The sequence below is a fragment of the Kribbella sancticallisti genome, from assembly GCF_039530625.1.
Classification (GTDB): Bacteria; Actinomycetota; Actinomycetes; order Propionibacteriales; family Kribbellaceae; genus Kribbella; species Kribbella sancticallisti.
The window spans coordinates 20,283-33,357 of sequence record NZ_BAAAOS010000066.1 but is presented as its reverse complement, the minus strand read 5'-3'; the positions used below and the strand labels follow the sequence as shown (position 1 = coordinate 33,357).

15 protein-coding genes are annotated in these 13,075 nt (G+C 68.0%); 7 read left to right on the top strand and 8 right to left on the bottom strand.

The features are described 5' to 3' along the window. The first annotated feature begins 6 nt into the window (after positions 1-6). The 7 genes from ABD255_RS41210 to ABD255_RS41180 are packed head-to-tail and all read left to right on the top strand — an operon-like array spanning position 7 to position 8,074. The gene (locus ABD255_RS41210) at positions 7-258 is read left to right on the top strand and encodes a hypothetical protein (protein WP_344222294.1); all 252 of its coding nucleotides are present in this window, start codon (positions 7-9) and stop codon (positions 256-258) included. After that, positions 258-854 (top strand): hypothetical protein, encoded by a 597-nt coding sequence (locus ABD255_RS41205; protein ID WP_344222293.1) that lies wholly within the window; start codon positions 258-260, stop codon positions 852-854. Before ABD255_RS41210 ends, ABD255_RS41205 begins: the two co-directional genes overlap by 1 nt. Positions 855-857: 3 nt before the next feature. Beyond that, positions 858-3,401, top strand: coding sequence for an ATP-binding protein (locus ABD255_RS41200; protein WP_344222292.1), 2,544 nt, complete (start codon positions 858-860; stop codon positions 3,399-3,401). After that, positions 3,398-3,934: a hypothetical protein gene (locus ABD255_RS41195; protein WP_344222291.1), complete on the top strand. Its 537-nt coding sequence runs from the start codon at positions 3,398-3,400 to the stop codon at positions 3,932-3,934. Before ABD255_RS41200 ends, ABD255_RS41195 begins: the two co-directional genes overlap by 4 nt. After that, on the top strand, positions 3,931-6,120 hold the full coding sequence (locus ABD255_RS41190) for a TrbL/VirB6 family protein (protein ID WP_344222290.1): 2,190 nt from the start codon (positions 3,931-3,933) through the stop codon (positions 6,118-6,120). Before ABD255_RS41195 ends, ABD255_RS41190 begins: the two co-directional genes overlap by 4 nt. Continuing rightward, positions 6,117-6,920, top strand: a complete 804-nt coding sequence (locus ABD255_RS41185) for a hypothetical protein (protein WP_344222289.1) — start codon at positions 6,117-6,119, stop codon at positions 6,918-6,920. Before ABD255_RS41190 ends, ABD255_RS41185 begins: the two co-directional genes overlap by 4 nt. Then, positions 6,920-8,074 (top strand): VldE C-terminal domain-containing protein, encoded by a 1,155-nt coding sequence (locus tag ABD255_RS41180; RefSeq protein WP_344222288.1) that lies wholly within the window; start codon positions 6,920-6,922, stop codon positions 8,072-8,074. The genes ABD255_RS41185 and ABD255_RS41180 overlap by 1 nt, the downstream gene beginning before the upstream one ends. A gap of 98 nt (positions 8,075-8,172) precedes the next feature. Here ABD255_RS41180 and ABD255_RS41175 read toward each other — a convergent pair whose 3' ends face one another. The 8 genes from ABD255_RS41175 to ABD255_RS41140 all read right to left on the bottom strand — a co-directional run bounded on the left by ABD255_RS41175 (position 8,173) and on the right by ABD255_RS41140 (position 13,074). After that, positions 8,173-8,928 carry a hypothetical protein gene (locus ABD255_RS41175; protein ID WP_344222287.1) on the bottom strand — a complete coding sequence of 252 codons (756 nt, stop codon included), beginning with the start codon at positions 8,926-8,928 and terminating at the stop codon, positions 8,173-8,175. After that, positions 8,928-9,134, bottom strand: a complete 207-nt coding sequence (locus ABD255_RS41170; protein ID WP_344222286.1) for a hypothetical protein — start codon at positions 9,132-9,134, stop codon at positions 8,928-8,930. Before ABD255_RS41170 ends, ABD255_RS41175 begins: the two co-directional genes overlap by 1 nt. Then, on the bottom strand, positions 9,124-9,585 hold the full coding sequence (locus ABD255_RS41165; protein ID WP_344222285.1) for a hypothetical protein: 462 nt from the start codon (positions 9,583-9,585) through the stop codon (positions 9,124-9,126). Before ABD255_RS41165 ends, ABD255_RS41170 begins: the two co-directional genes overlap by 11 nt. 75 nt (positions 9,586-9,660) lie before the next feature. Continuing rightward, complete coding sequence (locus ABD255_RS41160) at positions 9,661-9,993, bottom strand: hypothetical protein (RefSeq protein ID WP_344222284.1); 333 nt, start codon at positions 9,991-9,993, stop codon at positions 9,661-9,663. Between the two features lie 79 nt (positions 9,994-10,072). Next, positions 10,073-10,369 carry a hypothetical protein gene (locus tag ABD255_RS41155; RefSeq protein WP_344222283.1) on the bottom strand — a complete coding sequence of 99 codons (297 nt, stop codon included), beginning with the start codon at positions 10,367-10,369 and terminating at the stop codon, positions 10,073-10,075. A 100-nt stretch (positions 10,370-10,469) separates the two neighbouring features. Continuing rightward, a complete protein-coding gene (locus tag ABD255_RS41150) occupies positions 10,470-10,781 on the bottom strand; it encodes a hypothetical protein (protein WP_344222282.1) in 312 nt (103 codons plus the stop codon). 282 nt (positions 10,782-11,063) lie between these two features. After that, a complete protein-coding gene (locus ABD255_RS41145; RefSeq protein ID WP_344222281.1) occupies positions 11,064-11,405 on the bottom strand; it encodes a hypothetical protein in 342 nt (113 codons plus the stop codon). A gap of 76 nt (positions 11,406-11,481) precedes the next feature. Then, positions 11,482-13,074 (bottom strand): 3'-5' exonuclease, encoded by a 1,593-nt coding sequence (locus ABD255_RS41140; RefSeq protein WP_344222280.1) that lies wholly within the window; start codon positions 13,072-13,074, stop codon positions 11,482-11,484. Between the last annotated feature and the right edge of the window lies 1 nt (position 13,075).

Genomic DNA, 13,075 nt, shown 5'->3' with positions numbered 1-13,075 from the left:
TAGGAAATGCTGATCGAAATGGTGTCCCTGGCTGCACCGACCGGCGCGGCGTTCAGGGACTGGATCATCACGGTGGCCGGCATCTTCTTCTCCGTCATCCTGGTGCTGCGATCCCTGCAGTACTACGCCCAGAGGGAGTGGGGAACGTTCTTCGGCCACATCGGAGTCAGCGTCGTGGTCGCGGTGATCTGCTTTGCCACCGGAGCGTTCGTGAACGTCCTCAAGGAGATCGGCCAGCTGATCCTCGGGACGTCCTGATGCGGCAGGGCAGGACGCTGACCAAGCACCTCAACCTCGAAACCCGGCAGTACGACATCCTCGGGATCGACCTGAACGAAGGGGCCCCGCGGCGCCAGGTAGCGCTCACGGCCGTCTCGTTCGTGATCTGGTGCTTGCTCATGGCTCCCATCGTGGGGCTGCCGGGCCGGTGGGAGGCCGCGATCTACATCGTCCCGCCGATGGTGTTTGCCTGGTTCGCCTGGCAGAAAAGCCCGACCCACGATGGGCGTCGACGACGGTTGACCGACTGGCTGCTGCAGCTGCGCTACACCGTCAGCGGTCACCGTCCGGTCATCTCGCTGGGGTCGCGCCAGCCCACCTCGGCGGAGCTGATTCCGCTGAGGGACCGGATCGCCTTCGACACGGTGTGGCAGGTGCTGGACTTCCGTCAGGGTCCCCGGACCTCGTGGGGACGAACCAAGAGCCACACCAAGCTCGAGCGGCGCCCGGCGTCCGCGCCGGTCGAGATCTACCAGACCGTCCGGTTGTTCGACGCCGACCAGATCGCTGCCGCCCGGGACAGCACCGTCCGCAAACTCACCAAGCAGCGCCGAGACCTCCCCCAAGGAGCTTGAGATATGAACCGCACGCTGACGCGAGGCCTTGCCAGCCTTGGACTGGGAAAGGATCGATCCGAACCGCCGACCCGGCTGATCGCGGCCGCGCCCGGCCTCCTGGTCAGCGAGACCAAAGCCGAGGCCTGGTTCCTGATCCCGACCGCGAACACCGACCTTGCCACCGAGACGGCACGTGACGCCGAGCTCGACAACGTCGTGCGCTTCGCCATGCGGTACCTGGTCGACCGCGAATGCCACCTGAAGGTCGTGTGGGGCCGGGTCTCGGGCATGGACTACGCCGCCGAAGTCGCGAGCCGATTCGTCAACGGCGACGGCGAAGCGTGGGCCGAGCAGCGCGGTGCACGAATCGACGCCGATGACCTGCCTCAGCGCTACGTGCTCCTTGGCGTGAAGCTGGCCGACCGGAACACGCGCGGCGCCGGCAAGAGTGGCGTACTGGCCGAGGCGCTCGGTACGACGACCAAGCAGGTACCAAAAGAAGAGATGGCCCACCTGTCACAGCAGGTCCGCAAAATCGGCCAGGCTCTGGCCAAGTCGCCGTGGCAGGCGCGCATGGCCAGCGTCGAGGAGATCTCCTGGATGATCTCGCGCGAGATGCACCGCGGCGCCGTCGGGATCCCGCGCGCCGGCCTGATCACCGGCGCACCCCTCGGCCGGCTGGTCGCCAGCAAAATCGTGCCCTACAGCGACCACATCGAGATCTTCGACGTCAGCGACCAGGTATCGGCCTATGCCTGTGTGCTCACGATGGACGAGTTCGACGAGGTCCTGGAGGTGCCGGGCCCGGGAGAGTGGCTTCGGACCCTGTCCGAGGTCTCCTACGTGACCGGGGAAGGCACCGAACGCAGCGTGAACGTGGATGCCTCCGTGCGGTTCACCGTGCTGCGCCCCAAGGACGCAGGAAAGATCGTCAGCGAGTCGAAGAGATCGGCCAAGGAGCAGGCGCGCAGCGCCAGCCGCAGCTCGGCCGGCACACCGTCCGACGAAGTCGCCGAAACCGAAGACGTCATGTCGCTGCTGCAGCGCGACATCCGCCGAGACGGCATCACGCTGGTCGAGGACCACCCGCGGCTCGTCGTGACCGGCAGCTCCATCGAAGAACTCGAGATCCACATCGACGCTGTCATCCAGCACTACGCCGAGCGCGGCATCGCCGTGAACATCGGCGCGAACGAGCAGCGCGACCTCTGGCTCGAATCTATGCCAGGGGACCGGCTCAGAGTGACCGACCTGGGTCACGTACGCGAGGCCAGCGCCTTCTTCGGCAGCTCCTTTTGGTGCGGCAGCCGCGTCGGGGAAGACACCGGCCCGGCGATCGGGATCCTGACTGGCAGCACGCCGGGCATCGTGCGGTACGACGTCGCGGCCGGCGCGAGCATGAACGACGCCACGACCACCGCCCTCATCGGCCGTTCGGGCCGAGGTAAGTCAACGGCCCTCATGCTGATGGGCCTGGATGCAGCGATCAGCGGCGCCTGGTCAGTGATCCTCGACCTGAAAGGCGACCTCGCCGGCGTCGTCGACGTGGCCAAGGACTACGGCATTCCTTCGGCTGTCACGGAGATCTCACCCAAGTACTCCGGGGCCGCCGACATGTTCCGGTTCCTTGCCACCGATCAGGCGGTGCTGCAGATTCCAGCCCAGCTGATGCTGATCGCGCCGCGGGAGCTCCGAGCGGGCGCCGAATCGCTGATCGTCGAGGCCGTCCGGACCGAGGCCGCCGAGAGCACGCGGCCGACGACCAACGGCGTGATTCAGCGGCTCATGAGCAGCGACGACACGCAGGCATCCAGGCTCGGCCGGGCGCTGTGGGGTCTGACGCAGGACGGTATCGGCAGCATCGTTGCCGGGCCGCCGACCGACGTCGCGGATCCGCTGAGCACCGAACCTGGGCTGTGGCTGGTCCAGCTGCCGAACCTGAGCCTGCCCACACCGACCAGCGACCCCGACCAGTGGACACCCCCCGAGCGCGTCGGCATGGCCACGCTGCGCGGACTCCTGACCTGGCTCATCAACACCAGCGGCAACCCATTGATCCGGAGTCAGGCCAAGGTCATCGGTATCCCAGAGGTCCACCTGCTGGCCAAGACCAACGACGGAGCCTCCTACCTCGACCGCAGTGCCCGGATGGGCCGCGCCTTCGGTACGTCCCTCGTGCTCGACACACAGGACTCGGAGACCATCGCAAACAACCCGGGGCTGGTCGAGCAGCTGCGCACGATCTTCGTGTTCTCGCTGCGGTCGATGGACCAGCTCGTCGGCGCAGCCGAGCTGCTTGGGCTGCCCAACCACCCGAGCACCTACAACATGATCCGCAACATCAACACCAAGCCCGACCGTTCCATCTGGCACGGTCACTGCCTGATGCGCGACCGGCGCGACGAAGTCGCCTCAGTGCAGTGGGAGTACCCGAACGCCGAAATCGCGCGCCAACTCAACACGAGCCCCACCTCGGGCCAAGGCCGGCCTGGAGAGCCGGAGGACGAGCTCGAGGACGAGTACTTCGACGAGTACGAGTACGCCGACGAGGAGGGCGTTGCATGACCCCCGCTCCGCCCACGGACCAGAACCCGCGCCGCCGACGCCTCTTGATTGGCATCGCCCTCCTGGCCCTGATCATCGCGGTGATCGTCATCGTGATCATCGCGGCCTCGGGTAGCAAGGGGGACGGGTCGACGACGCCGACGCCCGACCAGCGCGACCAAGCCGCGATCGCCTACGTCAACGCCATCAACGCCGGCGACCCGGAGACGGTCTGCCGCCTGGAGACGGCACGTCAGCGGGGTGACGACTCAGTCGCCGAGTGCGCGGAAGACCGTAAGTACCTACGCGACCGCAACGTGAAAGCCGACGAGCCGAAGGTGATCCGGTCCAGGCAGCTCGCGGAAGGTACCGGCGTGCTGGTCGAGTACCACCTCACCACCGGAGGCGACACTCCAAGCCACGACGCCCTGCGGATGCTTCAGCAGCCCGACGGAACGTGGCTCATCGACCAGGCCGAAAGCGCCGACGCCGCAACCATGGCCACCGACGACCCGATCCTGACCGCACTCGGCGAACGGAGGGCAGCACAGTGAACCGACAACGCCTAGCTCTCACCGTGCTGATCGCCGCGACGATCGCCACCGCCGGCACGGCGTACGCGGCCGGCGCTGCCGACCCGCAGCCGACCCAGACCACCCCGACCGGCCTCGGCGATCTGTTGCCCACACCGGATCTGACCCACGGCGACACCCGCAACATGTTCGAGGCCTACAGCGCCATGAGCTACAGCCTCGACACCGACGAAGGCAAGGTTCCGGACGGGATCAACGGCATCCTGAACGCTTACGCGAACCTGCTCTTGTTCTACCTGGTGGCCATCACCCGGGCAGCGATCACGGTCGGCTGGTGGCTGTTCAGCTTCACCGACATCAAGGCCGTCAGCGATGCGACGTCCGGGATCGTGACCTCGGCGAGCTCGGCGCTGACCAGCTGGCTGCTGCCGTCGGCGCTGGCCTTCGGTGCAGTGCTCGCCTTCGCCCGGCACCGCGGCTCCCGAGAGGGCGGTGGCTTCTCGCAGGTGCTCTGGGTGATCGCGTCAGGGCTGCTCGCCGTCAGCTTCACCATCGGCGCCGCGACATGGGTCAACGGACTGGACTCCGCGCGGCAGCTCGGCGCGACCGCCGTCATGGACGCGTCGACCAGGACGATCACGAGCAACAGCACGGAGCCCTTCGAGACGCCGGCGCCCTCGTACGAGCGCGGGAGCGAGCGTGACAAGCTGCTGCGGCAATCGGCCGATGCCACCTGGCGCGCCTTCGTCGTCACACCGTGGTGCCTGGCCGAGTTCGGATCCCTCGAAGCCTGCAAGCGGTACGGCAAGGCAATCCTCGACCGCGGCACCGACGCCGACAAGCGCAAGAAGTACATCAACGACGAGCTGAAGCGGGCAGAGGGCGGTGATGACAGCCCGACGGTGCAGTGGACCAAGGGCAACAGCCCCATCCAGCGCATCGGCATCATGTCCCTGGCTATGATCGCCGCGGCGATCTTCGCCGCTCTCAGTATCGCCTTGTGCTTTGCCGCGCTGATGGCCTTCATCGGCGCACTGCTCCTGCTCGTCACCGGTGTCTTCTTTGCCTGTCTGTGGGTCATCCCCGGCCGGCCACGGCAATGGGGCATTAACTGGTTCGAGATGCTCATCGGCCTTGTGCTCCAGTCGATCCTCGCCCTCCTGGTCTTCGGCACCACCTTGTCTTTGGTGACCGCGATCTACTCCCTGTCAGGAACGATGGGCTGGCTGCCGACCAACGGCCTGGCCATCGTCGTACTGTTCGCGGCGTTCCGACTGCGGCGGATGCTCGAAGGCATCACACAGATGATGCGGCCCGGGTACGGCAGCAGCGGACTCGTCGGCGCGATGGCACTGCGCCAGGTCACCCGGGGGATCGGCAGCCTGTTTCGGTCCACCGGCCGCGGCCAGACCAAGCGAACGCCGAAGTCGCGGCGAGACGGCGGCGACCGGCCCAAGTCCGAGCGGCTCCCTGGCGACGAGGATGGAATCAAGCCACCGCCACCACGGCCGATGCCGCCCCAAGAACCGCAGCACAGCCGCGGACCCCGGCCACGGCCGGGTGGCCAGCCGGGAGGCCGGCCGGGAGACGGGCCAGGTCAGCAGCCCGAGGCAGCGCGCGCCGAGGTACCGAAGGACCCAGCTCAGCGCGAAGAGCAGATCAATGTGCCCCGGCCACGGACAGTTTCAGCCGAGCCTGCGGGCAAGGACCGCCACGCGGTGACCGTCGGCGACCCCGACAAGATCGCCGCGAAGCCGGCCACGGTTCCCCCGGCCACGGTGACCCCGGTCTCGACCACCGCCTCGACCTCTAAGCCCGCACCGGGTGACGACGGCAAGTCGGAGCGCCGCAAGACCGAGGGCGATCGACTCCCGTCGCACCAGCCGTCGCGAGGTGTCGGCCGGGGCACAACTCGGCCGGGCGATGCGGAGCGGACGCACACGCCGTCGCGAGGTCCCGGCCGGGGCACGACTCGGCCGGGCGATGCGGAGCGGACGCACACACCGGCCAAGGCCTACCGGCCCGGTCGGGCGACGACGCGCTACGAGACCGTGCGGCCGAGCACGCCGACTCTGCGCGAAGGACCCCCGCCGCCCGGAGCCCGGCTACGGCCGGTGCGCCCCCAGCAGCGGACCTTCCGTGTCTACAACGCCGAGCCGCCCAGTGGTCCGCCTCCTCGTGAGCGGATCCCGGAAAGGACGTCATGACGCAGGATCCGCAGCGCCCCAACGACTGGCGTGACCTGCTGAATCCGGACTACGACTACTCCGACGAGATCCTCGATACCGAATCGGGCCGAGGCCGGCGCCGCAACAAGCGGCGCTGGCGCAAGGCCGACCGGCAGAAGCGGGCCGCCTGGATCCGCGAGGAACGCCGCAACCAGGAGCCGGTCAGCCCAGGGGCCATGCTCGGTGCTGTCGTCGTCGTGATCGCGCTGGTGTTCAGCGCGGCCTACGTCGTACCGAAATGGTTCACCAAGGACGAGCCTGCTCGAGGCAGTGACGACGGGGGAGGGGTGACGATTCTGCGGCCGACCGAGGCCGCCACCGGCGGCCCGACTGTCCAGCCGTCTTCGAGCGTCACGAGCTCGCCCACGACGTCGACGCCGGTGCTGCAGGCCTCCCAGGTCGACGGCATCCTGCAGACATGGGCGAAGCAGTTCTACGCCCGCCAACCGGCCGTCGAGACGTACGACGCCCTGGTCGACCGGATGGAGCCGTACTTCACCGACGATGTGCAGGAATCACTCAAGGAGGCCGGTGACCCGACGTACGACGCGCTCGCGACCGATCAGGGAGCGTCTCGTGTCCGGCAGGTCAGCATCACCGCACCGCCGGCGACTGGCGGCGCGCCGGCAGACACCCCGACCAGAGTCACGCGCCTCCTGGTCGCGCAGATTCAGGTGACCGGCAAACGCCCCGCCCGGTTCGAGCTGCGAGCGCTGGTCACGGTGGTGCCCGATCGCGGTAGCTGGAGGATCAGCTCAATCGCCGGCAAGACCGGCTGATGTACGACGAACGCGACCTCGCCAAGGCCGGCAGCGCCGGAGCAGCGCTGCTCGGCCGAGGCGCCATGGTCAAGGTCGGCATCCTCGCCGCCTTCGCACTGATCATCGCCCTGTTCGCGCTCGCTCCCGCCGCCAAGACGAACACCGTCGCGGCCGGGTGCTCGATCGAGGTTCCCGGCTCGGGGACTGACCAGCCTGAAACCGACGGGCCACTGCACGCACAGCAGATCGAGTACGTGAAGATGTTCGACCGGATCGCCGTCGAGAACAACCTGCCCGGCCGCGCGACGCTGGTCGCCATCATGACGGCCCTGCAGGAATCCCAGATCCGCAACCTGCCCGGTGGTCACGCCGACTCCGTCGGCATCTTCCAGCAACGCCCCAGTACCGGCTGGGGCAGCAAGCAGCAGCTCCAGACCGAGGAGTACGCCACCCGCGCGTTCTTCGGGGTCGGCCCCCAGGACCCACCGCCGCCAGGACTGATCGATATCGACGGCTGGTACACCATGCCCTTGACCGAAGCGGCTCAGGCCGTGCAGGTCTCGGCCTTCCCTGACGCCTACGCCCGCCACGAAGGCACCGCTCTCAAGCTCGCCGCCGAAGCGGGCATCAACCTCGACCGGCCGGGCGACCCCTACGGCGGCCGACCATCTCGCCCAGGCGCGACCACCGGCCCATCCGGCGCGCCGATCCTCAACCCCTGCACTGGACCCGGCGATACCGGGCCGATCGACGGAACATGGCCCGAGGAGTCCTGCAGCGTCGTACCGGACCCCAGCAACGGGCGTGGCTGCGTCACCCCGCGGACCGCTGCCTGGATCATGCAGGCGCGGACCGCCCTTCGAGGACAGGGCATGAGCTGCTGGGACGCGCACGCGTGGAACCCGACCAGCGACCATCCCCGTGGACGCGCGTGCGACCTCATGACCGGTCGTGACGCCCGCAAGAACGCAGCGGAGAAGGCTAAGGGAGATCGCATCGCGGCCTGGACCCTCAGTACCGCCAGGCAGACCGGCGTGCGCTACGTGATCTGGTACGGCCGGATCTGGTCGGCTAGCCGTGGGACGTGGGAGAAGTACAGCGGCGGCGGCGTCTACGACGCGAACGACCCCAACGGCGGGCACTTCAACCACGTGCACGTCTCGATGTACTGAGCCACCATGAGCCGTGTCCCGAGCTGCTTCGGATCTCTCGGGCCACCAAAGAGGGGTCCTCGGCCGAGCGCCGGGGACCCCTCGCAGTTGTGGTCGTTCTACAAGATCATGTCGGCGGGGAGCATCGCGCCAGCCAGCAACCCAGCGCTGATCTCGCGGTCGATCCGGTCCCAGTCGATCCCGGTCCAGTGCTGGATCGACAGCCGGCCGGAGTACACGGCAACCTGGCCGTGCTCGGCCACCAGCTGGACCCAGATCGGGTGTACGGCCAGTTCCAGATCGGCCATCACCGACAGGCCGGTGCTGAGCACCAGACGCCCTAGGACGAACGGCTGCTGCATCCTGATGGGCGTGAACCGGACCCGCGTCTCCACCCGGGCGGCGGGGTTCTCCTTCTGGACCTGCGTGACCTGTTCCCAGCCGGCGTCGAACAGTGCCGCCGACGTACCGTCGATCCGGAGTCCGTCGTCGGTGACGAGGGTGACTTCCCCGTGGTTCGACACGAACAGCACCGGACGTACCGGCCCGCCCGGGAGCTGGAGAATGGCACTCATCGCGCTGACGGACTGAGCCGGGTGGTCGGCCGCGTCGAGGTAGTTGCGGAGCTCGGCGCGCGGGAGGTGCCGCACCTCTGAACCGGAGCAGGTGGCGTGGGTGAGTGCGAGCGCGGTGAGCTCGCCCGGTGCTTCGTCCGGGTCGGAGATCAGCAATACCAGGGACGAGGCCTCCTTGCTGGTCTCGATCGGCTGAGAGCAGTCCCGGCACATACCGACGCCCACCTCGGCCTCCGCCAGGTGCCGTTCAGCGGCGTCACCGAGGTGCTCGGCGACCTCGGGTGCCATGGTCGGTCGCATCAGGCATATCCGTTCTGTTGAAGGTCAGCGGTGGTGGTTTCGCGGCGGATCCGCTGTGCGAGCTCGCCCAGGAGAATAGCGGCGATCGCCTCACGAACCGGTGCGGTCACGAGCAACCGCAGTTCGTCGGGCAGGTCGACAGCCGCCGGCGAGCCGGAGCGTAGCTGCATGGCCAGTTCGAGGGCCGTGAGGTCGTCATCGACCATCGGCTTCCCCAGCATCAGTTGCCGACTCCGGCGGCGGCTCGATCTCCCCGTACTTCGCCATCCACTTGTCGAAACGGGCCAGCCACTCATTCACCGACCGCGACTCGACGCCCTGTGTGGTGACAAGGTCGCGCAGCAGCGCGGACGCGGACCCTGCCAGCGCTACGGACTGCGCAGCGTGGGGAGGCACGCCGCGATCGAGCAGTTCCGTCAGTTCAATGTCGATCTCGACCAGGTGGATCCCGTGCACCCGTTGGGCTGCGGTCGGATCATCGGTGGCCAGGGAGTTGTCCCGGGCTCGCCGTACGAGCTCCCTCTGGCGCCACAGCTCGATAGCGCGGACGCCGGCAGCACCACGGGTCGCAGCTGCCGCCTGCCGGCCCCGGTCCAGTCGCTCACCGAGTTCCTGGGTCAGCTGCCGTACTTCGTCACTGGGCTGAATCTCGTTCATAGATTTCGGTGCCTCTCGTAGTCTCGGGAAAGAAGGCGGCCGGGGAACGCTACTGGCGGCCCCGGCCGCACTCAGTCAGTAGCGAGTTCTCGGGCCGGCGGGCGGGTCGAGCTCACGGTGAACCTCGTACAGACACATCCCGGCACCCTCGAGCGCGCTGATCGCCTCAGCCATTTCGTGCGGCTGCGCGTTGAACTGGTCGACCTGGTCGGCGACGAGCTCGGCGATCTGCTGGGTCGCGCCGAGCGTCTTGCTCAGGGCGTCGACCACCTTCCCCAGATCGACGCGCCGCAACTGTCCGAGCTCGGCCACCAGGCCTGTTCCGTCGAGCTGCTCAACGAGGTTCTCCCAGGTAGCGCAGGCCAGCAGCAGCTCGTCTACTGGGCCCAGAGCAGAGGCGTCGGTCATGTCGTCCTCCCCTTCGTCGTGGCTTTCAGGCTCCCGGCCAGCACCGACACGTTCGCCGGGTGCCGGCGACGCTGCGGCGTCACCACTTGGAGCCGCGGACGGGGTAGCGCCGCGCGATGCGACGACGCGCTCGGGTGGTGCGCCGGCCAGGCCCGGTGTTGAGCCGGTCATTGATGTAGGTCCAGGCGCCCAGCGCCACGGCGTAGGTTGGGCTGCCGAACTCGGCGCGGAGAAGACGCGCTTTCAAGGTCCGCTTGTAGCCGCGGAGCTGGTCGCGGCTGTGGCCGGCCAGCATCTGCTCGGCGCGGCGGTAGCCAGAGGCGTACCGCTGCGCGTTCCGGGCATGGCTCGGCCCGGCGTTCGTGGTCGATGACATGATGGTGTGCTCCTGCCTCAGTGGTGGGATCTGGTGGCCGGGCCCGGGTCTGCAAAATCGGGGTCCGGTCACCGCTTGGGTGATGCGGTGAATTGGTGAGCTACTGCGGTGGTTCAGGGTGCTTGTCCAGCCAGGCGAGCCACTCGTCGCGCGGAGAGATGCCGTTGCGATCTGGACTCCACCAGAGCTTGACGTCGGGCCGCTTGACGATCTGGGAGATCCGGCCGTCGCTGAGGTCCGTGGCGTCCGCGATTCGCGTCTGCCGTACTCCTTCAACGGCCGCAGCTCGGATCGCCGCGTCGTACAAGATCTTGAGTTGAGCCTCTTGGGCCTTGACGGCCTTGTGGTGCTCGGAAATCAGTCGGACGGCCTGCAGCAGCTCGGCTTGTCGCTCGGTCAACTCTTTACCCATACCAAGACCTTAATGTTCTAAATTTGCTTTAGCAATCTAAAGATCAGCCTCGGGTGGTGAGGGAAGATCTCTCGTCGGTCAGGCGTCCCGCAGGGTGCGCGCTGCGGCAAATGTCCTTGTCCAGTTGCCTTTCGGTCGAGCTCGGCGAGTCTGGACAGGGTCTCTGTCGCTGTGCTCAGGCTTGCCCGCCTGGTTACGCGAGATCGTTGCCGGTGACAACTCTCAGAACGAGGGCCGGGGGAGTGGGGGCAGCGCCCCCGCAGCTTCTGCCCCCGGCGAGGACTACGCCGGCGACCTGTGCCAGGTCGTATCCAAGAAGATCTCCCGCACGTGCTGCTCGGCCGCCTGGCGGTCGTCTTCGCTGACGGTGTCGCCGACGTAGTCGATTCGGTCGGTCCCGTGCGCGGTCAGCTCCAGCTCAGCCCACGCGCGCAGGGCCGAAGGAGACCTGATCTCCTGGCCCTCGTCCTCGGCCAGAGCCACGAGCGCGGTCAGCATCCGCAGGTCCAGGTCGAACCGTGGGCGCATCGTAATCCGGGCGTTCCCGTCCCTGCGCATCGTGATTTTCACTTCTGGCCTCCGATCAACGATCTCGTGCTGCCGGTCGGGCAGCTCGGTGTTCATGCCAGAAATATAGCAAGCTAAAGGTTATTTAGCAAGCTAAAACAGGTGTGGAGGGAGCCTCGACCGGAGCACCGAATCAGCGTGACGGGCTGGTCATCGCTTGGAGGAGTTCGTACGCCGACTGGCAGTCGCCGAGCGCGCTGTGGCTGCCGTTGAGGGGAAGCCACCGGCGGCGCAGCTGCCAGTCGCTACGGCGGCCCATGAGGCAGGCCCAGTTCGCGAAGTCGGCGAGGTGCGCGGGGTCGAGTCCGTCGCGGTCGCTGTGGCCGACGACCACGCCATGATCGAAGCCGGCGTTGTACGCCAACACCGTGCGCCCGGCAGTGACGGCGAGGAGCTGGGGGAGGACCTCGCTCCAGTCCGGAGCGTCGGCGACGTCGTCATCGCTGATGCCGTGGATCCAGCGCGCCCCGGGGCTGATCGGGCAGCGCGGGTTCACTCGGCTGTCCAGCAGCGTCTGGCCGGTGGCCGCGTCGACCACGGCGATCTCCACGACGTACCCGTCCAGGTCGGTGGTCTCGGTGTCCAGGATCACCGCGGCGCCCGGCTCGCGCATCACACGCGCCCAGCGCAGCGCGGCACCAGCGTGCGTCGAGACGGCGATGTCGTCCTCGTACTGCGACATGGTCTCGTCGGCGGCGATCGCCGCCCGGACGTCGTCGACCGTGAGGGCGCCGGTGCGCTCGAAGTCGATCTCCCAGCGGCCGGCGCCTGGATGCCACCAGGCCCAGGTCTCGATCTCGTGCTTCTGGCCGAGCCGGGCAATCCAGCGCCGGATCGCGGCTGCCCGGTCGACGGGCCGGTTCGAGAGCTCGCGCAGGGGAGAGGGGTCACCGGGCTTGACCGAGTGCAGCGCCTCCCAGTCAATCGCCGGGTGCGACCGCAGCTCCTCGAGGTCGCCGACGCGGTACAGCGGTACGTCGACCTCGCGGTACCGGCTGACCTGCACCGACGTGTAGGTCTTCGGTGCGAGCAGGTCGGCCGCGATCAGGTACTTGAAGTCGGTTGAGCGCAGCTCCAGTTTCTCCGTGGCCTGCTGGGTGGTCAGTAGCCGGTCGACGCGCAGCTGCTCGGCCAGGTCCTCGTCACCGGCCAGCGCGTCCAGCTCGGCCTTGCCGATCCGGTTGTAGTCGTCCGGGGTCAGGTCGCGCTCGGCAGCGACCCGGCGGAACTCGTCGCGGCGCCAGCCGAGGTAGCCCGCGGCGTCGGCGACGTGGACGGATGCGTCGAACCAGGCCACCCGATCGCCAACGATCGCGGCCAGTACGTCGACCGGTACGGCGTCCAGAGCGCGGCAGTCGTAGATCGGCCACTCGTCGTAGTACGAGTCGATCGCCAGGTGCCCGGCGGCGGCGAGCGCCCCGACGTCCCACTTCTCCACCGCCAGCTCAGTCCGGGCGGCGAGCCGGTGTGCAGCGCGGTGGCCGCCGATCGGCGGGTCCTCGCCGAGCACGGCGACGATCTCGTCCCTGCGGTCCCGGATCCCGTCGGCGACGTCGACCGGCCACGGGGGACCAGCATCGGGAACCAGTTGCTCGCGGACGGCGGCCGCCAGTTGCCACGCGGACAGGCCGGTGTGCCCCAGTACCTGCAGAGGCCCGAGAGTCGCAGGCTTGCGCGCCTTCTTCGGTGGCCGGGCCGCCGTACCGGGCTGATTGCTCACAGTCATG

Bases quoted from the DNA above. Each gene is read 5' to 3' on its own strand.
- ABD255_RS41210 (WP_344222294.1), top strand. From the start codon at position 7: ATGCTGATCGAAATGGTGTCCCTGGCTGCACCGACCGGCGCGGCGTTC.
- ABD255_RS41205 (WP_344222293.1), top strand. From the start codon at position 258: ATGCGGCAGGGCAGGACGCTGACCAAGCACCTCAACCTCGAAACCCGG.
- ABD255_RS41200 (WP_344222292.1), top strand. From the start codon at position 858: ATGAACCGCACGCTGACGCGAGGCCTTGCCAGCCTTGGACTGGGAAAG.
- ABD255_RS41195 (WP_344222291.1), top strand. From the start codon at position 3,398: ATGACCCCCGCTCCGCCCACGGACCAGAACCCGCGCCGCCGACGCCTC.
- ABD255_RS41185 (WP_344222289.1), top strand. From the start codon at position 6,117: ATGACGCAGGATCCGCAGCGCCCCAACGACTGGCGTGACCTGCTGAAT.
- ABD255_RS41180 (WP_344222288.1), top strand. From the start codon at position 6,920: ATGTACGACGAACGCGACCTCGCCAAGGCCGGCAGCGCCGGAGCAGCG.
- ABD255_RS41175 (WP_344222287.1), bottom strand. From the start codon at position 8,928: ATGCGACCGACCATGGCACCCGAGGTCGCCGAGCACCTCGGTGACGCC.
- ABD255_RS41170 (WP_344222286.1), bottom strand. From the start codon at position 9,134: ATGGTCGATGACGACCTCACGGCCCTCGAACTGGCCATGCAGCTACGC.
- ABD255_RS41165 (WP_344222285.1), bottom strand. From the start codon at position 9,585: ATGAACGAGATTCAGCCCAGTGACGAAGTACGGCAGCTGACCCAGGAA.
- ABD255_RS41160 (WP_344222284.1), bottom strand. From the start codon at position 9,993: ATGACCGACGCCTCTGCTCTGGGCCCAGTAGACGAGCTGCTGCTGGCC.
- ABD255_RS41155 (WP_344222283.1), bottom strand. From the start codon at position 10,369: ATGTCATCGACCACGAACGCCGGGCCGAGCCATGCCCGGAACGCGCAG.
- ABD255_RS41150 (WP_344222282.1), bottom strand. From the start codon at position 10,781: ATGGGTAAAGAGTTGACCGAGCGACAAGCCGAGCTGCTGCAGGCCGTC.
- ABD255_RS41145 (WP_344222281.1), bottom strand. From the start codon at position 11,405: ATGAACACCGAGCTGCCCGACCGGCAGCACGAGATCGTTGATCGGAGG.
- ABD255_RS41140 (WP_344222280.1), bottom strand. From the start codon at position 13,074: ATGACTGTGAGCAATCAGCCCGGTACGGCGGCCCGGCCACCGAAGAAG.